At 45.9% G+C, this 19,383-nt stretch carries 14 protein-coding genes; 10 read left to right on the forward strand and 4 right to left on the reverse strand.

Translation table 11 applies throughout. From position 1 onward, the window contains the following. Positions 1-11: 11 nt before the first annotated feature. From ACKWBX_RS06605 to ACKWBX_RS06615, 3 genes are all read left to right on the forward strand, one after another. Complete coding sequence (locus tag ACKWBX_RS06605; protein ID WP_413967854.1) at positions 12-1,577, forward strand: RagB/SusD family nutrient uptake outer membrane protein; 1,566 nt, start codon at positions 12-14, stop codon at positions 1,575-1,577. 55 nt (positions 1,578-1,632) lie between these two features. Next, the gene (locus tag ACKWBX_RS06610; RefSeq protein ID WP_413967855.1) at positions 1,633-3,351 is read left to right on the forward strand and encodes a PKD domain-containing protein; all 1,719 of its coding nucleotides are present in this window, start codon (positions 1,633-1,635) and stop codon (positions 3,349-3,351) included. 277 nt (positions 3,352-3,628) lie between these two features. After that, entirely contained in the window at positions 3,629-6,778 is a 3,150-nt protein-coding gene (locus tag ACKWBX_RS06615; protein ID WP_413967856.1) for a VCBS repeat-containing protein, read from the forward strand. Positions 6,779-6,817: 39 nt separating this feature from the next. On the opposite strand, the gene ACKWBX_RS06620 is transcribed toward ACKWBX_RS06615, so the two are convergent. Next, positions 6,818-7,630, reverse strand: a complete 813-nt coding sequence (locus ACKWBX_RS06620) for a phytanoyl-CoA dioxygenase family protein (RefSeq protein ID WP_413967857.1) — start codon at positions 7,628-7,630, stop codon at positions 6,818-6,820. Positions 7,631-7,936: 306 nt separating this feature from the next. Here ACKWBX_RS06620 and ACKWBX_RS06625 point away from each other — a divergent pair, with 306 nt between their 5' ends. After that, a complete protein-coding gene (locus ACKWBX_RS06625) occupies positions 7,937-9,241 on the forward strand; it encodes an MGH1-like glycoside hydrolase domain-containing protein (protein ID WP_413967858.1) in 1,305 nt (434 codons plus the stop codon). Positions 9,242-9,409: 168 nt separating this feature from the next. On the opposite strand, the gene ACKWBX_RS06630 is transcribed toward ACKWBX_RS06625, so the two are convergent. From ACKWBX_RS06630 to kduI, 3 genes are all read right to left on the reverse strand, one after another. After that, the gene (locus tag ACKWBX_RS06630; protein WP_413967859.1) at positions 9,410-10,666 is read right to left on the reverse strand and encodes a type II toxin-antitoxin system HipA family toxin; all 1,257 of its coding nucleotides are present in this window, start codon (positions 10,664-10,666) and stop codon (positions 9,410-9,412) included. A 3-nt stretch (positions 10,667-10,669) separates the two neighbouring features. Next, positions 10,670-10,957, reverse strand: a complete 288-nt coding sequence (locus ACKWBX_RS06635) for a helix-turn-helix transcriptional regulator (RefSeq protein ID WP_413967860.1) — start codon at positions 10,955-10,957, stop codon at positions 10,670-10,672. Positions 10,958-11,145: 188 nt separating this feature from the next. Then, positions 11,146-11,985 carry a 5-dehydro-4-deoxy-D-glucuronate isomerase gene (gene kduI / locus ACKWBX_RS06640; RefSeq protein WP_413967861.1) on the reverse strand — a complete coding sequence of 280 codons (840 nt, stop codon included), beginning with the start codon at positions 11,983-11,985 and terminating at the stop codon, positions 11,146-11,148. Between the two features lie 321 nt (positions 11,986-12,306). Here kduI and ACKWBX_RS06645 point away from each other — a divergent pair, with 321 nt between their 5' ends. From ACKWBX_RS06645 to ilvD, 6 genes are all read left to right on the forward strand, one after another. After that, on the forward strand, positions 12,307-13,080 hold the full coding sequence (locus tag ACKWBX_RS06645; protein WP_413967862.1) for an HpcH/HpaI aldolase family protein: 774 nt from the start codon (positions 12,307-12,309) through the stop codon (positions 13,078-13,080). Positions 13,081-13,083: 3 nt separating this feature from the next. Then, positions 13,084-14,358, forward strand: a complete 1,275-nt coding sequence (locus ACKWBX_RS06650; RefSeq protein ID WP_413967863.1) for an MFS transporter — start codon at positions 13,084-13,086, stop codon at positions 14,356-14,358. Positions 14,359-14,491: 133 nt separating this feature from the next. After that, the gene (locus ACKWBX_RS06655) at positions 14,492-15,367 is read left to right on the forward strand and encodes an NAD(P)-dependent oxidoreductase (protein WP_413967864.1); all 876 of its coding nucleotides are present in this window, start codon (positions 14,492-14,494) and stop codon (positions 15,365-15,367) included. A gap of 40 nt (positions 15,368-15,407) precedes the next feature. Continuing rightward, positions 15,408-16,364: a hydroxyacid dehydrogenase gene (locus ACKWBX_RS06660; protein WP_413967865.1), complete on the forward strand. Its 957-nt coding sequence runs from the start codon at positions 15,408-15,410 to the stop codon at positions 16,362-16,364. A gap of 2 nt (positions 16,365-16,366) precedes the next feature. Beyond that, a complete protein-coding gene (locus tag ACKWBX_RS06665; protein WP_413967866.1) occupies positions 16,367-17,695 on the forward strand; it encodes an FAD-dependent oxidoreductase in 1,329 nt (442 codons plus the stop codon). 70 nt (positions 17,696-17,765) lie between these two features. Further along, complete coding sequence (ilvD, locus tag ACKWBX_RS06670; RefSeq protein WP_413967997.1) at positions 17,766-19,370, forward strand: dihydroxy-acid dehydratase; 1,605 nt, start codon at positions 17,766-17,768, stop codon at positions 19,368-19,370. The last annotated feature ends 13 nt before the right edge of the window (positions 19,371-19,383 follow it).

Here is a 19,383-nt window from a genome sequence, read left to right on the forward strand (position 1 = left end):
AAATAGCAATGATGATACGTAGAATCATAACATTAAAAAAAATACATATTTCGGTTTTGGCTGTGATATTCTTCTCCGCCTGTACCAATCTTGAGGAGATACCTTTAGATCAACTTGATGCTACCGAATTTAACCAAGACGAAAATCAGGTAGGAGCGACCATTCGTGGTATAGCCGCCTCGTTTTCAGACGCATACGATTGGCGATATATGTTCATGATGCATGAAGTGAGTACTGATATAGGTGTTATTCCCACCCGTAACGGAGGTTGGAACTGTTGCGGCGAACGCAATTATAACGAACATACTTGGGACAGTGGTACGGAGTATTCTCGCCGTGTTTACAACTTTTATTCATTAATTATTGGTCGCGCTAATTCGGCTTTACAGTCAATTACTGATGAAGAACGTTTTCAGTCGCAAATTGCGGAAATCAGGTTTTTGAGAGCTTTGGCGTATTTTGATCTTATGGATCTTTATGGTAATGTGCCTATTGTAACCGAAGCGGTTCAAGACCCTAATAACCTTGCAGGTAACCAGCCCATAGCAGAGCAACGTGCTATAGTATTCAATTTTGTAGAAGAAGAACTTATTGCGGCCATTGCCGATCTTCCTGAAAAATTTACTGTACCGGATACGCATTACCCTAGACCTGTAAAAGAAGCAGCGCAAGGTTTTTTGGCTAAGCTGTACCTCAATGCTGAAGTTTACAGCGGTACACCCCGCTGGAATGAGTGTATTGCGGCTTGCAACGATGTTATCTCCTCCGGTGCCTATTCACTTACCCCTAACATTTCCGATAGTTTTGTTCCACAAAATCAGAACTCTCCTGAGATTATGTATGCCAGTGTAAAAACCAATATGTCTGCCGACCAAGGTAATGGCTTAATTGCAAATCAATTACAACTACAAGGCGAACTAGCGTGGAAATTTAACCTGCCGATAAATGGTTGGGGCGGTTTTTCAGTAATGCAAGAGCATTTTGAGACCTATGATGAAGACGACTACCGTCGGACGCTAATTTTACAAGGCCCTCAATTTGTTGACGAAGCCCAAACTGAACCCCTTTATAAGGGTGCAGGTACTGGCGGAAATGGAGATCCGGCAAACGGGCAATTTGAGATTTTTGATATCGAGAGTATAGCCGATGCCCCGGTCGAACAAGGTTTTAAAAGCGTAAAGTACGTTCCAGACCCCAATGCTACAGGTGCTTTCTCCAATAATGATGTAGTCATTTTACGCTACGCGGATATTCTTTTGACCAAGGCAGAAGCCATACTTAGAGGCGGAAGTGACCCCGATGGTGATACGCCCGAAAGTTTAGTCAACATGGTTCGAGCAAGAAATTTTGATCCAGAAAAGCCGATATTAAATCCCACATTGGGTGATATCCTTGCAGAACGCGCTTGGGAATTTTCATTAGAAGCGAAGAGAAGACAAGACCTCATACGCTTTGGACAATTTATTCCGCTAGATTATAAATTCAAGGTCAACTTCGACAACTTCCGGACGATTTACCCTATTCCTTTGACGGAACTGGACAAGAATCCGAATTTGGTTCAAAATCCTGGATATTGATTTTTTAAAACAACATTCTAAAAAGCCAACCATCCCACTTAAAAAAATTAAAAACATGAAAACATTCAAACTCATATGCGCATTGCTAATCCTTTTAGTTCTCAGTGCTGCTTGTGATAACACCATCAACTACGACCAATTTGATACCGCACCTATAATTGAAGATGTTGCTTTTACGGTCACTGAAAATCCTGATGATCCAAAAACCATCTCCATTTCGGCTATGGCTACAGGAAACGATTACTATGAAATCGATTGGGGCGATGGCACTTTAATAGAACAGAGTGATAGTGGAGAAGCTTCGCATAGCTATGCAGAAAACGGAAGCTATTCGGTTACCATAACAGCACGAAAAGACGGGCTAGTTAATGAAAAAGCGTCTCAGGTGGTTGACATAGGTCTTATTTCAAATCTGGTACTTATTACAGAACCTGACCCTAATGATTCATCCCGTATTTTGTTAAATGCTTCAGCAAATAGTGCAATCAATTACGATATCGATTGGGGTGATGGATCAGAACCCGAAAGCACAGCCACAGGGGAAGCTAGTCATGTTTACGAAGCTGGAGAATATGAAATTTTAGTAACGGCCACTGCACCCCAACGAGAACCCTTAACTAAAACGGCCATTGTTAACGTTGTAGCAGGAGGCGTTGAAATTCTTATTAATGAAACATTTGAAGATGGCTTGGGCGGCTTTGCAGCTGGCGAGGGAATAGGCGTGGCACCAAGCTGTGCTGGGCAGGGCATTACGGTTACGGGGGCGAATTCTACCACTTTCGCTTTTGACGAACCTATATCTGGCTCTGTAAGTATTGAATACCTATTTCGTACCAATAATGTTACTGGCACTTTTTCAAGTATGCTGATTAACCAACCCACCAATGGTAGAGATGGTCGCATACAAATCAACATCAACAACGGTTTGTTAGAATATAAAATCGGTACTGGCGGTGAAAACCCTAATTTGGCGCAAACAGGTCAGGTAGTCGATAATCAATGTTATACTATGCGAATCGACATTGATCGGGAAGCCAATACGATTAAGTTTTTTCTCGACGGTATTCAGCAAGGCGATGCTTCGGGTTACCAGCTTCCGTCCGATTTTGGTGATACGCTTTTTAATGCTAGATTAATCACTTTTGTTGATCCTATGAACCCCACACCCGAATTTTCGGTTGATAATTTCAAAATTTCTAAAACAACCGCTGTAGAAGCTAAGGCGGTTTTATTGGAAGAACAGTTTAATGATGGTCTCGGAGGTTTTACTGCGGGAACAGGTGTTAGCATCGAGGAAGGCTGCGCAGGACCAGGCATTAATATCAATTCAAATAACAATTCACGTTGGGATTTTGATACACCCATAGAAGGCTCAGTGGCTATCGAGTATTTGTTTCGCTCTAACAATGTTACGGGCACTTTCTCTAGCTTTTTAGTTAATCAACCCGATGGTAATAATAATGGTCGCATTCAGATCAATATTAATAACGGCCTTTTAGAATATAAAGTGGGCAGTGGCGGAGAAAATCCAACATTAGCTCGGGCGGGTCAGGTAGCCAATAATGAATGCTACGCCATGCGTATCGAGATAGATAGAGATGGAAATAATATTAAATTTTTCTTAGATGGCGTTCAACAAGGCGATGCTGCGGGCTACACTTTGGCTGACGATTTTGGAGAAACCCTAACCAATATACGCTTAATCACTTTTGTAGACCCGATGAACCCTGCGCCCGACTTTAATGTTGATAATATTAAAATTACCGAGCTTTAACATCGCGATGAAATAGCTTTTAAAACGAATTTTGAACCCAATGACCGCTCGAAAATAAATTTCAAGCGGTCTTTTGTATACTGGTACAGATTCAAACCTAATATTATTCAAAGTAGAAATGTAATTTTGATTTATGCGGATATGCTTCTTACTTTTTACGCTCTTTTTATGTTGGAATTGTTCTGAACATACTAGAAAAAATTCAGCACTGTTTGAAAGCCTCAATCCTCAAGAAACTGGAATTACTTTTCAAAACAAGCTCGTAGCCAACCGTCAAATGAACATTGTCGATTTCAATGGGTTCTATAACGGTGGGGGCGTGGCGACCGGCGATTTCAACAACGATGGACTGGTCGATCTTTATTTTACGTCGAACACAGGAAAAAATCGGCTCTATCTTAATAAAGGAGACTTTAAATTTGAAGATATTACAGAAAGTTCAGGCGCAGGAGGTACCGCCGATTGGACCACGGGAGTAACCTTGGTCGACCTCAATGCTGACGGTTATCTCGATATCTACTTGAGTGTGCTTTCACAGTACAGAGGCTTATTGGGGAAGAATCAATACCTGCTCAATAACGGCGACCTTACCTTTACCGATATGGCTGCTATTATCAATCTCGATGTACAAAGTTATGGTTGTCAGTCCGCCTTCTTCGATTACGACCATGATGGCGATTTAGATTGCTTTCTGCTCAATATGTCGAACGATAGAGCAAACGTTCAACAACGAGCAGAATTACGCGAAGGTAAAAATGAGTTTGTTGGAGACCGGCTTTATCGCAACGATAACGGCCAGTTCAAAGAGGTATCCGAAGAAGCGGGCATATATCAAGGGGAAATTGGTTTTGGGCTAGGCCTTACCGTAGCAGATTTTAACGACGATCTTTGGGAGGATATTTACATTTCTAACGATTTCTATGAAGATGACTATCTATACATCAATCAAAAAGATGGCACGTTCAAAGAATCTGGCAGTGTATTTTTTAATCACTACAGCCGTTTCTCTATGGGCGCTGACGCCGCTGATATCAACAATGATGGCTACCTGGATTTAATGACATTAGATATGGCACCTGAAGACGAAATCGTTGAGAAAAGTTCTTTGGGTCAAGAATCGTATGAATCCTACAAATACAAACTCACTTACGGATATCAAAATCAATACGGTCAAAACACCCTACAGTTGAACAATCAAGGTAAAGGCTTTTCTGATATCGCTCCGCTTTTAGGTATTGAAGCTACTGACTGGAGTTGGAGCCCTCTAATCGCAGACTTCGATAACGATGGTGTAAAAGACATATTTATCTCAAACGGAATAGTTAAGCGCCCCAACGATCTTGATCTGATCAATTATCTTGAAGATTACGCTAAAAATGCTACCCCTGACCTTGATCTCAACCGGTATTATCAAGACTATTACGATTACATGCCTTTGGGGGTTGTTCACGATTATATTTACAAAGGGCATTTGAATGAAGCATTTGAAGATAAGTCTGAAGCTTGGGGTTTTGAAGAAGGTACAGTTTCAAATGGAGCTACCTATGCAGATCTCGACAACGATGGTGACTTAGAAATCATTGTGAATCGTATTAATCGGCCTGCTTTGATTTACAAAAACTTAAGTCGAGAAAGCGCGAATTTAAAAAACCATAAAGCCAACTATTTAAAAGTAAAGCTAAGTGGCTCAAAACTAAATCGCTATGGCATTGGTGCCAAAGTTTATCTAAAATCTAAGGATAGCGTTCAAATGCAGCAACAAATGCTAACGCGAGGTTTTCTTTCTGCCATTAGCCCTGAACTGCATTTCGGGATAGGAAACCGTCAAAAAATTGATTCTGTTTTTGCAGTCTGGCCAGATGGAAAAACCACTGTAGCCACCCATGTAGCTGCGAATACCGTACTTAAGCTCGATTATAAAAAAGCAAACTCAAATACGATCCAAGGCAAGAAAAAGCTCCAATCGCCCTTTCAAATTATCAAAAACTCAATTCCGTTCAAGCATAAAGAGAACAACTATAATGACTTTAATACCGATGCGCTCGCTCCGTTCATGGCTTCTACCGAAGGCCCAGCAATAAGTGTTGGCGACATAAATGGCGATGGACTCGAAGATGTATTCACGGGAGGAGCGAGCGAACAAGCCGCTGCCATTTGGCAACAGACGCCATCGGGTTCGTTTGAAAAAGTTAATATGCCTGTTTTTGAAAAAGAGCGGTTTTACGAAGATGTAGACGCCGTTTTCTTCGATATGGACAACGACGGTGATAATGATCTCTACGTTTGTAGTGGTGGCAACCAGTTTTCAGATTCTCGCATAAAAGACCGATTATATGAAAACAAAGGCGAGGGAAGGTTTTCTCGTACCGAAGGAAAATTACCTGAATTTTTAATCAATTCCTCTTGCGTTCGACCTGCCGATTACGACAGTGATGGCGATATTGATCTCTTTCTTGGCGGTCGTAGTATTCCCGGAAATTATGGCACAACGCCCAAATCGATTTTACTAGAAAATAAGGGAACCCATTTCAAAATACGTGAAGATTTCAATAACAGCAACCCATACCTAGGCATGATAACCGATGCCCAATGGCAAGACCTTGACTTCGACGGTGATAAAGACCTTATTGTTGTAGGAGAATTTATGCCAATTACATGCCTTATCAATGAAAACGGGAATTTCTCTTCCTCAAAAATTAATACCGACCAGCCTACCAAAGGTTTATGGCACAGTGTAGAAATTGAAGACATTGACGGTGATGGCGATTTAGATATCCTAGCTGGTAACTTAGGGCTGAACTCTCGCTTAATCAAGCACCACGGAAATGAAAAGCTGCGGCTTTACGTAAAAGACCTAGATGATAATGGTAAAATAGAACAACTCCTCTGTTATCAACGTAATGGAGCTTGGTATCCTGTGAACAATCGTGATGAACTTGGTCAAGTTTTACCCGCAATAATTAAGAAAAGATTCGTATCTAACAAGGCCTATGCAGGGAAACCAATCACTGAGATTTTTACAAAACAAGAATTGAAGGATGCATTAATTCTCGAAACTGATCTTTTAGCCTCAATCTACCTAGAAAATAAGCAAACTGAAGGCTTTCAAGTTAAAAGACTTCCCTTTTTCGCTCAATATGCGCCCATATTTGATTTCGGCATTACCGATCTAAACAGCGATGGCTATTTAGATGTTTTAGGAGGAGGGAATTTTTATGGCGTGAGCCCTTATCAAGCCCGTTACGACGCTAGCAAAGCTTTCTACTTATTAGGTGGAAAAGAAGGTTTTGTCGAAGGTAAAAGTTTAGATTTAATCGGCGAAATACGGACCATCAAAAAAATAGATACACCCTATAAAAATTCATTTTTAGTTGGCCGTAATAATGACAGTTTGCTGATATTAAACCGATCTCAAGAAAATCCCTAACCAAAAGTTAAGGGCCTTTGTATCAGCAGAGATAGATGTTTACGATTTTGTAGGATTACCCGTCTCTTGCGTCAACATATCTTTAGAACTGAGTTCCGCAACAATAGCGTCACCCTTTAGCACATCATCGGAAACACGGTTAATCGGTGTATTGGCGGATTTCGGTGCCTCCTTGTAGGGCTTGTTGGACACACGGTTGAACGCCGAAATCATCGACCATCTGGGATGATCGCTGAGGTTCGCGGCCGAAGTATGTAAGGTGTTGCAATGAAAGAAGAGCGTGTCGCCCGGCTCGAGTTCCACCAATACGGGTTCGTAATCCCGCTCGAGCAAGCCATCGATCAGACTTTGTTCGATCCCGACCTGTTCCCCCTCAAAACCGTGCTGTACCAGTCCTAGTTTATGCGAGCCTTTGAGGACTTTGAGGCATCCATTTTCCTCGGTGGCCTGGGTCAGGGCGACCATCACGCTCAACATTTGCGGAAAGAGAAACCCCGATCGGTGCCAGTACCCGAAATCCTGATGCCACTCCCAAGCGCCGCCTACCTTCGGTTCCTTTTGCATGACCTTGGTGTGGTAATGCGCCGGTTCGCCGCCCAGCAATTTTTCGACGGATTTCACGATACGTTCGGTACGCACGGTAAGTCCGTAAATATCATCCCCCGGCGTGTACCAGAGGGCGAGCTTGGTCTTTTTGCCGCTTTTGTCATTGAGGTCGTAGCTGCTGTTTTTCAAGACATTGTCCGACACCGCCGCCTCATATATCCGTTCCGCTTCCTCCTTGTTGAAAAATCCCTTTGAGATTACGTACCCGTCCCGGTGATAATCCGCTATTTCCTTTTTTGTCAACATTTTATGATTCATTTTTGCGATTTGAATTGTCTTTCATAAATATAGTCGACGTCTTGGATATCGACAAGGTCAAATGTTCCCCTCCTCGGGGAGAAATTGTTGTACTACTAAAGTCGGTTGCTTGTATGTCCTAGATTCACCCCTGACCTTTGAACCATATCGCCCGTTATTGAAAGCGGATGAACCGTAACTTTGATTTAAGGTGAATTTTCAAAGACATTTAGCATAAGGAAAAGTACTCCTCAGAAAGACGTCTAAGAAGCATATCTATGAAAGTTAGCAAGCCCTCCCATTTAAATCCGTTATATGTCTATATCTCTAACTTTGGATAAGCTGAAAAAGTCCCTCGACATCGATTTGGATACCCTTCGTTCCCGTATCAATTTTGACAACCGAAATATTCGCGATAAGGGTATCCTATATTTTACGGAAGCTGATGCTGACCTTTTGACGGGCTACTCCTACGGCGAGTTCTATGATTGGGACCTGTATTTTGAAAACATTTACCTCTCCTATTTCGGGGTGGACGAATATTGCTTTACCAATTTGAAGGCCTTTTTGGCCCGGCAGCACCAAAATGGGTTCGTATCCCGCACGTTGATCGAACCGCGTCCCTATCAACATTTTAAGCCTTTTTTGGCGCAGTTGGCACTCTTGGGAAGTAAACAGCGTGGCTTCGAATGGCTATCCGAAGAGGTCATCGCAGCCCGAAATAAAGGCCCTGCCGAGGATGGGATTATGGACGAGGAAACCTACCAAGATGGCGGAACCTTTTACGAGCGCCTAAAAAAGTACCTGCACCATTGGTTTTGGCATCTCGATTTCGACAAGAACGGCCTTCCGGTCTGGAACAGTTGCGACCATAGCGGAATGGACAACCAGTTTTCCCGATCGGGCACCTTCAACGCCTTTCGATACGAAGGGGTCGATTTGGCCTGTTACCTGCATCGGGAATTACGGGCAATGGAAGTGCTTGCCGTCAATCTTGATTTTAAGAAAGATGCGGCAGATTATCAGGCTCAAGCCAAAACCTTGGCTAAGAACATCAATACCTATTTTTGGGATGATTCAGATGGATTTTATTACGACCGTGACGAACACACCGGCCATCATGTAAAGGTAAAGTCCGTCGCTGGATTCTTACCACTTTATGCCGGAGTAGCGCCCAAGGAACGGGCGGAGCGACTCATCAAAGAACACCTGCTCAATCCCGAGGAATTCTGGACCACCTTCCCCATCCCCGCCTACGCGAAAAGCGAACCAGATTACGACCAGACCGCCTCCGACCACGGCTGCAACTGGCGCGGCACCACTTGGATTCCTGCCAATTACATGGTATTTTACGGGCTATTGGATTATGGTTATACCGATATCGCCAAGCAGTTAGCTCAAAAAACTTTCGAAATGGTCTTCCATAAAAACGGTGCCACCCGAGAATATTTTAACGGAGAAACTGGTGAAGGCTACGGTCTAAATCCCTTCTGGGGATGGAGTACTCTGGCCTATTTTATGCCCTTGGAGCTGGAACTTGAGTATTATCCTATGGCTATCAATAATTCGGAGATAAAGCATTTAGGGAAGGATGTTTTTGGGGTTGAGTTTCCGTCATAAATTAACTCAAACGACTTGTGATTTTCAAAGCACTCTCTTAACGGAGTTTAATGGAGTTTAGCTATTGAGGGGGATATAACTTGATTTCCCAATATCCTTGTTTGCCGCCTTGAAGTTCTATAAATCCCTTTTTCATAATCGCTGTAACATACTTGCCAACAGCCGATTCTAAATTTCGGTTTTAAAAGCTGATTCCATCAGCAATATCTCTTTGTTGGAGATTCCTATTTCTTTAGCAATCGGCTTCCAGTCCTTAACTACTGCAACAACTTCATTTATTATAGCATCCATGTCATCTTCGCTTAAACGAAAAAATTGTCCGACACTTTTAGCCAGTTCAAAATCTAAAGCATTATCATCCATATCGATATTGATTGCCAGCCCGTCTTTTTCGATGGACGGATTCAGGTCATAGGCTGGCGAAAGTTCCCAACCCTTTTCGCTAAGGATAAATCCGTGATTTCGCAAATGGTCGTCTGTATTCGATATGGCAATATTGAAAACTATCCTACGCCATAGTTGGTGCAAATTTGCTTCAACATTAGTTCCGTAATTCTCGATGACATCAACGATATCCAAGTAGCTTGCGGTTTTGGTTTTGAGCGTTTCCTCATTGTTTCCGGTCATCGTCATTGCCGAAGCAAAATGAATTCGTCCTTTTTTTTCACGGTCAAAGCGCTTCGTAAGAAACGTGTGGTACGAGCCAGAAATCTTTTCGATTTTTGACTCAGTCATTTCTATACCGCAGCTTACGGCAAGTTTATAAGCAAGAAATTCCCAAGCCGCCTTATCCACCGTATCTGTTTTTGAAGGAAATTTGGCAATCCATAAACTCTTGTCCTTCCCCAAAATATTTGCTTTCGGTCGCGCACCCCCTAAAGATGAACCAGGCGCTATCAATACGGCCAGCCATTGCCTTGTTTCTTCGTTTTGGGTATCGCTTTCGAGTTGTTCAACAGCCTTTTGTAAATCACCAAGGGATGACCAAGGCGGCGTAGGGTTTCGGTCATCATCATCTAAAAACGATCCATCTATATCTGTCTTAAATCGTAGTGCGCCCATTCGGCTCTCGTCGTAGACCCCCAATAAGTAGTCGATTTCGTAAAGTGTTTTTGCCTTTTCACCTCGCGCCCGGGCGTCCTGTGCTTCACGGCGTTTCATCAAGGTCTTTCCCCAAGTGTCCGGCATACTGTCCAAGAATATTCCGAAGTTTTCTTTGTCGGTAGGGTATTGAGGTCCTGAATAGAACGAAATATCTGGGTCAAGGTTTTGGTATAAACCCTCGTCCAACCAGTGTTTATCGTACTCAAAGCTGAATGCTTTTTTTGCTTTCGCAAAATGCGCCGACAGTACACCGACTTGAACCGGGCCTTGTAACCCAATCCAATCCGCATACACATAAATATCAAACTTTCCCTGTACCATATCCTATAACAAATCTAGGTCTTGTAATTTACGACCAAGTTCATCATCCTGGGCAATTTTTGAAAAATCGCCTTCAAGGTTCAATACTCTTAGCACATTGAAATAGATGCCTATGGCTACGGCTGGGTCACCGTTTTCGATGCGGTGCAGCGTAGCACGATGGATTCCCGCACGTTCGGAAACCTGCTCCGTCGTCAACTTTCTGCGCTTGCGGGCGAGTTTGATATTTTCGCCGATACCATCGAATATCTTTTGATATTTAGGGAGAATTATTGCTTTCTTTGAATTCAAAATGTCACTTATTTACGACAAATATAACTATATTGTTGTAAATAAGCGACATTTAATCTAAAATCTGCACTAGAGCTTTTTAATGAGGATTAAAAGCCTATAATCGTAAATACTTATGACCCTCATTTTTCCCGAGTGCCTTCTTTCCATAGGAATAATACAGGCTTCCCATATCCCATAGAAACCTTCTACCGCAAATCGGTAATTTTCGCCGTATCCATATCCGTATAATCTAAGTTCTCCCCTGCCATTCCCCAAATAAAAGTGTAGTTCGACGTCCCTGAACCGCAGTGAATCGACCAAGGCGGTGAAATAACGGCTTGGTGGTTTTGCATCCAAATGTGTCGGGTTTCTTGGGGCTGCCCCATCAAATGACAGACCGCTTGATCTTCGGGCACATCGAAGTAGAAATAGACTTCCATACGGCGGTCGTGTACGTGGGCGGGCATGGTGTTCCAGACGCTCCCTTTTTTAAGCTCGGTCATCCCCATCTGTAATTGGCAAGTCGTTACAATACCTCCTATGATCATTTGACTAACGGTTCGGTCGTTAGCAGTTTCCAAAGAGCCCAACTCCAGTTTATTGGCATCGGACAGACTCACTTTCTTGGTGGGATGTTCGGTATGCGCAGGGGCGGAATTCAAATAGTACATCGCTGGGTCATCCGCTTTTTCGCTTTTAAAAACAACTTCCTTATTTCCCCTTCCGACATACAGGGCATCCTTATGACCAAGCGCATAAGAAGTACCATCGACTTCCACGGTTCCTTTAGCCCCGACGTTGATGATGCCCAGCTCTCGTCGCTCCAGAAAATAATCCGCTTTCAAAGGGTCTATCGGCTCCAATTTTAAGGATACTGTCGGAACAGCCGACCCTGCGATATACCGATCATAGTGCGAATAGGTAAGATTGATTTTTCCTTTTTGCATCAGGTCATCGATCAAAAATTCATCACGGAGTTGCTGGGTGTCGTAGGCTTTTACGGCTTCTGGACTCGAGGCGTACCTGCTTTCATATTTTGTTGACATACTATTTTGACTTTTAAAGATTATTGAGATAGATCATTTCCTTCGAAGATTAGTGCTGAAAATCTCGCTTTCAAACGATAACTCGATACGAGTTCAATACGTGCTTTGGGTCTATCCTCATTAAATTATTCAAGAACATCCCAAAAATCGCCATTAAGAACCTAAACCCCAAGGGGAATCGTGGATTTGAACGGGTGCAAAATGACCATGTGAAGCCATAAAACGGCTTTAATAGGCACATCTACCCCTATAATTCGCACATATCGCCTGTACAAACTTGAAGTTATAAAGGAAATTGCTGAACACAATGAAATGAAGAGAATGAGCGGATTAAAACAAAAAATTAAAAACGGGGAAGCCGTATTCGGCACCTTTATCAGCTTGGGGTCGGCGGTTAGCACGGAGATTATCGGGACGGCACCTTGGGACTGGGTCATGATCGATCTGGAACACGGCATTGGTTCCGAAAGCGATGTCTTGGGGCAATTGCAGGCCTTGGCGAATACCAATATCGAAGTGATCATACGGGTCGAGGGGCACAACCGACAGCGGATACATCGGGTGTTGGACATGGGCGCGCACGGCATTATGTGTCCCCATGTAGATTCCGCTGCGGAGGCCGCGCTGGCGACCAAGGCGATGCGCTACGCCCCTGAGGGACTTCGAGGCGTTGCCAAGATGGTTCGCGCTACGAATTTCGGGACGGATTTTGACAGCTATCATGCGAACCAAGCGAAAAACCTGATTTCCGTAATCCAAATCGAGACGGCCGAGGCCGTGGAACGTATCGAAGAAATTGCCCAAGTGCCCGATATCGACGTGCTGTTCATAGGCCCGGCCGACCTTTCCATGTCCCTTGGCGTTTTCGGGCAGTTGGAGCATCCGACCTATCTGGAAGCCGAAGAAAAGATTATCAAAACGGCGCAAAAAGCGGGAATTGCCGTCGGTTTTCTCATGATGAATCCCGAGGATTACGAAAAATACTATAACAAGGGCGTACGCTTTTTCGCCAGTGGCACGGACGCTTATTTCCTAAAAAAGACCAATCTGGAAACCGCCGAACGACTGGTGAATCTTAGAAATACCACAAAATAGCCTATGCCCAAACTCAGCGCCAGTGACAATAATCTGCGATGGGCCACGGTCGGCCTATTGTTCATCGCTATGGTGAACGCCTACATCGATCGCGGCAATATTTCCATGGCCGCCCCAGTGCTGACGGAGGAATTGCTGCTTTCCAACGAGAAAAAAGGGTGGATTTTTTCCGCCTTTACGCTGGGCTACGCGCTGATGATGATTCCGGCCGGCCGCTTGGTGGATCTCTACGGGGTCAAACGGATTTATACGATATTTTATTTGCTTTGGGGAATCTGTTCCGCCACGTTCGGGTTGGCACAGGTCTTTTGGCATTTTGTGGCACTGCGGGTCGTACTGGGGTTTTGCGAAGCGGCATCCGGCCCGGCGAGTTTCGCGTTTATCGCGGATTATTTTACGGAAAAGGAAAGAGGGTTGGCCTCCGGTATTTTCTTGGCGGGCACAAAAATAGGCCCCGCCATAGGAGCCGTCATCGCCGCCTTTTTGATAGAAAATTTCGGATGGCGGATGCTATTCGTGCTATCGGGACTCGTCCCCCTCATCTGGATTCTCCCTTGGTGGTCATGGGTTTCCAAAATCGAAAAGAGGCCGCACATGAAGGTCAAGGATAAAAAGGATGCCGAGATAGAATCGCAAAATAACAGTGTGCCCCCCAAGAAAGTCGGTTTTTTGGATATCATCAAAAAGCGAAAGACCATCGGGATATTCCTCGGCTATTTCTGCTACGGTTCGGTATGGTACCTCTACATCAACTGGTTGCCCAGTTACCTCTACGATAGTCTGGGACTGAGCATCAAGGATACCGGATGGTGGGCTGCTTACGCCTACGGCGGATTGGCGGTGGTCACCATTCTGGCCGGTTTTGCAGCGGACAAACTCATCGCCGCTGGAGGTACGGAAACCAAGGTGCGCATCCGCTTTATCGTAGCGGGATTTCTCTGCGGTGCGGCCATCATGCTGATTCCCTACGTAGAGGGGCAGACCGCCATTTTTACGGTATTGCTCATCGCGATTTCGGGGATGGGCCTGGCCACGGCAAATACTTGGGCGATTATGCAGACCATCGCGCCCAAGGGAACGGTGGGCACCCTGTCCGGCATCCAGAATTTCGGGGCCACCTCGGGCGGATTTTTGGCACCCCTACTTGCCGGATACGCCGTGGGCGACAGCAATAATTACAACACCGTCTTTATCGTCGCGGGCGCGCTGATGTTGATCGGTATCTTGAGCTATGTGGCGGTCATCGGGAAGGTGGAAGAGTTGGAATTTGAAACTTAAACAGGAATAAAAACATTAAAAAGAACAGTGATATAGAAAACCCGTGAACTCGCAATACCGAAAAAAGCCTGTCATGAATGGGTTTAATATCTAAAATCTAGCAGCGATAGCGGTTTAACATCTAAAACAAAACATGGAAAAAATAGGATTTATAGGATTAGGAATTATGGGGAAGCCTATGGCGATGAACCTACTCAAAGCGGGATATCCCATGGTCGTGTACAATCGTACGGCAAGCAAGGCGGATGCCCTAAAGGAAGCCGGAGCAGAAGTTGCCGCGGCACCTAAGGAAGTAGCGGAACAGGTAGATGTGGTCATCTCCATCGTATCCGACACCCCAGATGTGGAAAAAATCGCGCTTGGCGAGGACGGCATCATCCACGGGGTCAAAAACGGGATGTTGTACATCGACATGTCTAGCGTAGAGGCGGCCGCCGAAATCGAGATCGGGAAAAAACTTCAAGAAAAAGGAGTGGATATGCTAGATGCCCCCGTTTCGGGAGGAGACGTGGGCGCGGAAAACGGAAATCTGTCCATCATGGTCGGCGGAAGCGAAAAAGCCTTCGCACGAGCCAAACCCATTTTTGAAGTATTGGGAAGAAACATCAATCATATCGGTGATCTCGGCGCTGGACAGATTACGAAATCCTGCAATCAGATTGCCACCGCCTTGGCGACCCAAGGTGTTATTGAAGCACTGACCTTGGCCAAAAAAGCCGGTGTCGATACCGCCAAAGTCCGACAGGCCATGCTAGGCGGATTTGCGAGCAGCAAGGCTCTCGACATCGCGGGCGGCAAGATGATCGAACGGAATTTCGCACCCGGATTTAAAACAGTGCTCTATCGCAAGGACCTAAACATCGCTCTACAAACGGGGAAGTCCCTCGCGGTGCCCCTGAACGGAACGTCCCTGGTAGCTTCTGAAATGGATGCGCTCCTGGCACAAGGTAAGGGAGAGGAAGATTTTAGCGCATTACTAAAGATTATCGAACAATTGGCAGCACTCTAGGAGACTGTTTTGAAATATCACGAATAGTACACAGACAAACATGACAAGACCCAAAGTTTTTATATCCGAGCCCATCAACCCTAAAGGCATCGACCTCCTAAAGGACGCGGTGGAATTGGTACATTCCCCCGATACCACTAAGACGACCGCCCTTAAATTGATTGGGGATTGCGATGCCGCCATCCTCAGGGCGACCACGATTTTCGATGCCGAGGTTATTGAAGCAGCCGAAAAACTGAAGGTCATTGCTCGCACGGGCGTCGGTTATAACAACGTGGATTTGGAAACTGCGGCCAAAAAAGGCATTTACGTAACCCTTACCCCCGATTGCAACCACACCACCGTAGCCGAGCATGTATTGGCGATGATTCTGGCCTTGGCCAAACAGGTTTTCTTTATGGATGCCGCCGTTCGGGAAGGAAAATGGGCAGCCCGTTTTTCGCCCCATCAAATGGACATCGCAGGAAAAACCGTAGGCATCATCGGCTTGGGTTCCATTGGTCTTGAGGTCGCAGAACGGTGCCGAGCCATGGGGATGAAACTATTGGCCTACGACCCTTTTTACAAAGGAAATTTCGATGGAAAAATGACGGACGTGCTCGACGAACTTTTTGCGCAAAGCGATTTTGTCACCCTGCACTGTCCCGTCCTACCATCCACCGAAAAAATGATTAATAAAGCAACTTTGGCGCAAATGAAATCCACCGCCTATTTGATCAATAGTTCCCGAGGAGCGCTGATTGATGAGGACGCTTTGGTGGAAGCGCTTCAAAACGAAACAATCAAAGGAGCAGCCTTGGATGTCTTTCAGGAGGAGCCTTTGTCGGATAACCATCCGCTAGCCACATTATCCAACGTCATCCTTTCGCCCCATTGTGCGGGCAGTACCATTGAATCTAACGAACGTATTGCAGTGATGGCGGCGCAAGCAGTTTTGGATACGCTTGCTGGAAAAAAGCCAAAGCATATTTGTAACGAAGAACTTTTGAAAATTTAAAAATGAAAACCTCAATACACATTGACGCTTATAAAGTCCCTATCGTACATCGCCCCGATGTCTGCGTGGTCGGTGGTGGGGCAGCGGGCATTTCGGCTGCTATCGCCGCGGCACGGACGGGCAAGAAAGTCCTACTCATCGAAAAATACGGATTTTGCGGAGGTGCGACCGTAGCGGGACTCAGCGGAACGATTTGCGGACTTTTCAACAGCGGCGACGTCAAACGCGAACAGATCGTCTTCGGTTTTGCGGATGAATTCTACTCTAAACTAAAACAGCGAAACGGGGTCGTAAAACCCGTAGATTTTGGAAAAACATGCCTGATACCCCATGACGGACTCGTCTGGAAAGAACTGGCCGATGACCTGCTGCAATCCGAGAATATCGAGATTCGCTACCACACCAATTTCCTCAAGGCGATAACGGACGAGTCCGGAAAGGTCACCGCGCTGATTGTCAAAAGTTTTGAGGGGCAATTTGCTATTTGTTCTGAGGTCGTCGTCGATGCCTCGGGCGATGCGGAGATCATCCACAACATCGAGGGCGAAACCTATTCGGGTGCCAGCGGAACCGTACAGACCCCCACCATGATTTTTAAGATGGGACATGTGGATATGGAAGTCTTCCTTAAAACATCCCCAGAAAGCATCTGTGAAAAAGTGGAAGAAGCCGACAAGGCGGGCGATTTCAAACTGCCGCGCCATCATGTGTATGCCTTCCCGCTGCCCAACAAAAACGAGGTCATCTGCAACATGACCCGCATCACCTATCCCGACGGTACGACGCCCTTGGGGATTTCTTCCGAGGACATGACCTACGCCGAAATCGAGGGACGCAAACAGGCCCGGGAATACGCCGATTTCCTGATTGAAAGGATTTCCGCCTTTAAGGATGCATATATGGTCGATACCGGAGCGCAGGTAGGTATCCGGCAGTCGCGATCCATCGTCGGGCACCATCAACTGATGAACGAGGAGGTGTACAACGCCAAAAAATCCAAAAGCGCGATCAGCCATTCCGCCTGGCCCATCGAGGCTCACGGGTCGGGCGATCTGAAGATTGTCTATCTCGAAAATGACCATTATGACATTCCGTTCGAAACCTTGCAGCCTACCATCGGCAATAACATTTTGGTTGCGGGACGTTGTATGTCCGCCGAGCACGAGGCGCTGGCATCCGCAAGGGTCACGGGGCAGTGTTTTGGGATGGGCTACGCGATAGGCGCGGCCGTTTCCCTGATGCTCGACGAGCGCATCGCATCCCAAAAACTAAAGGGCGAAGACGTGCTTTACTATATGAAACAACACCAATTAAAGAACAGTTATGAGTGATAAAAAACTACGGAGTAATTTCGAGGAAGGCAGCACCCGATGGGCCGTACAGCGGGCGCAGTGGATTGCCATGGGTATAGCTGAGGGGGATTTTGACAAGCCCAAAATCGCGATTATCAACTCCTCTTCCGGTCTGTCCGTTTGCTATCAGCACCTCGACGAGATGTCCGAAATCGCCCAGAAGGCAGTTCGCGAGGCGGGGGGACTTCCCTTTGAGATCAACACCATCGCCCCGTCCGATTTTGTGACCTCGGCGGGAAAAAAGGCGCGCTACATCATGCCCTCGCGGGATCTCATGGTCAACGACATCGAAGTCATGGTTGAAGGTGCGGTTTTAGACGGGATGCTGATGCTAACCTCCTGCGACAAGACCACTCCCGCACACCTGATGGCCGCAGCTCGTTTGAACATTCCTTCCATTGTGGTGCCCTGCGGTTACCAGTTAGGTGGTCATTGCGGTGCTAAATCTGTGGATATCGAGGAAGTGTATAAGGGGGTCGGCAGTGTGTTGACAGGCAAATTGACCCTGAACGATTTAAAGGATTGGACGCGCTGTGCCATTAAAGGTCCGGGTGTATGTGCGGGACTGGCTACGGCTAATTCCATGCATTGTATGGCCGAGGCTTTGGGGATGGCACTGCCAAATACGACACCGATTCGGGCGGCCGGCGACCAATTGAAGGAAGTTATTAAGAAAGCCGGAGCCCAACTATTGACCTTGATCGAAAAAGACATCCGCCCGAGGGATATCCTCACCGTGGCGCAGTTCGGGAACGCGGTTCGGGTGGCGGTCTCGACGGGATGTTCCGTAAACACCATCCGCCATTTGACCGCAGTTTCCGTAGAAGCGGAACTCGATTTGGATGTCGTCGCCCTTTTTGAGGAAACCGCGAACCATTTCCCACAATTAACCTTGATTCGACCCAACGGCCCTCATCGTATTGAGGAATTCGATAAAGCGGGCGGCACCCATGGCGTGCTACGTCAGCTCAGGGAAAAACTGAATACGGATGTGCTGACCGTAACCGGAAAGACGCTGGGCGAAATTCTGGAGTCATCCGAGGTCGAGATCGATGAAAATTACATCCGCCCTTTTGAAAATCCTTTTCGGAAGGAACCTGGACTCATGATTATCCGAGGAAACGTTGCGCCCAACGGTGCTATCGTCAAACTTTCCGCCGTTGAAGGTGCGCACCGCCGATTCGAGGGTCAGGCCAAGGTCTATGAGGATGAGGATGTTGCACTGAAAAAATTGGGTCAAGGGGAAATCAAGGCTGGCGATATTGTTATCCTAAGGATGATGGGTCCGGTAGGTGGGCCGGGAACGGTTTTCGCTTGCAGTTTTATGGCAGCTTTGGCCGGAGCGGGACTCGTTGATACGGTCTCCGTGGTTACGGATGGGGAACTATCTGGACTCAATAAAGGCATTACCATCGGGCAAGTCATGCCCGAAGCAGCCGTGGGCGGACCCTTAGCGATCGTTAAGGACGGCGATACCATCGTTATCGACCTCAACGAAAGATATATCGATGTACAACTTCCGCAGGAAGAATATGAAAACCGATTAAAAAACTGGAAAATAAAGGAACGAAATCTGCCCAACAACTGGCTCAAATTTTACGCCCAAAATGTGATGCCCTTGGAACGCGGGGCGGTTTTTGGGAAACGAGATTAATCCTAAAATCACT

The organism is Maribacter algae (assembly GCF_047345745.1).
Taxonomy (GTDB): domain Bacteria; phylum Bacteroidota; class Bacteroidia; order Flavobacteriales; family Flavobacteriaceae; genus Maribacter.

Excerpts from the sequence above, each read along its gene's own strand:
- ilvD (WP_413967997.1), top strand. The coding sequence starts at position 17,766 with ATGGGTATAGCTGAGGGGGATTTTGACAAGCCCAAAATCGCGATTATC.
- ACKWBX_RS06645 (WP_413967862.1), top strand. The coding sequence starts at position 12,307 with ATGAGCGGATTAAAACAAAAAATTAAAAACGGGGAAGCCGTATTCGGC.
- ACKWBX_RS06625 (WP_413967858.1), top strand. The coding sequence starts at position 7,937 with ATGTCTATATCTCTAACTTTGGATAAGCTGAAAAAGTCCCTCGACATC.
- ACKWBX_RS06610 (WP_413967855.1), top strand. The coding sequence starts at position 1,633 with ATGAAAACATTCAAACTCATATGCGCATTGCTAATCCTTTTAGTTCTC.
- ACKWBX_RS06620 (WP_413967857.1), bottom strand. The coding sequence starts at position 7,630 with ATGTTGACAAAAAAGGAAATAGCGGATTATCACCGGGACGGGTACGTA.
- ACKWBX_RS06615 (WP_413967856.1), top strand. The coding sequence starts at position 3,629 with ATGAACATTGTCGATTTCAATGGGTTCTATAACGGTGGGGGCGTGGCG.
- ACKWBX_RS06665 (WP_413967866.1), top strand. The coding sequence starts at position 16,367 with ATGAAAACCTCAATACACATTGACGCTTATAAAGTCCCTATCGTACAT.
- ACKWBX_RS06630 (WP_413967859.1), bottom strand. The coding sequence starts at position 10,666 with ATGGTACAGGGAAAGTTTGATATTTATGTGTATGCGGATTGGATTGGG.
- ACKWBX_RS06660 (WP_413967865.1), top strand. The coding sequence starts at position 15,408 with ATGACAAGACCCAAAGTTTTTATATCCGAGCCCATCAACCCTAAAGGC.
- ACKWBX_RS06605 (WP_413967854.1), top strand. The coding sequence starts at position 12 with ATGATACGTAGAATCATAACATTAAAAAAAATACATATTTCGGTTTTG.
- ACKWBX_RS06650 (WP_413967863.1), top strand. The coding sequence starts at position 13,084 with ATGCCCAAACTCAGCGCCAGTGACAATAATCTGCGATGGGCCACGGTC.
- kduI (WP_413967861.1), bottom strand. The coding sequence starts at position 11,985 with ATGTCAACAAAATATGAAAGCAGGTACGCCTCGAGTCCAGAAGCCGTA.
- ACKWBX_RS06655 (WP_413967864.1), top strand. The coding sequence starts at position 14,492 with ATGGAAAAAATAGGATTTATAGGATTAGGAATTATGGGGAAGCCTATG.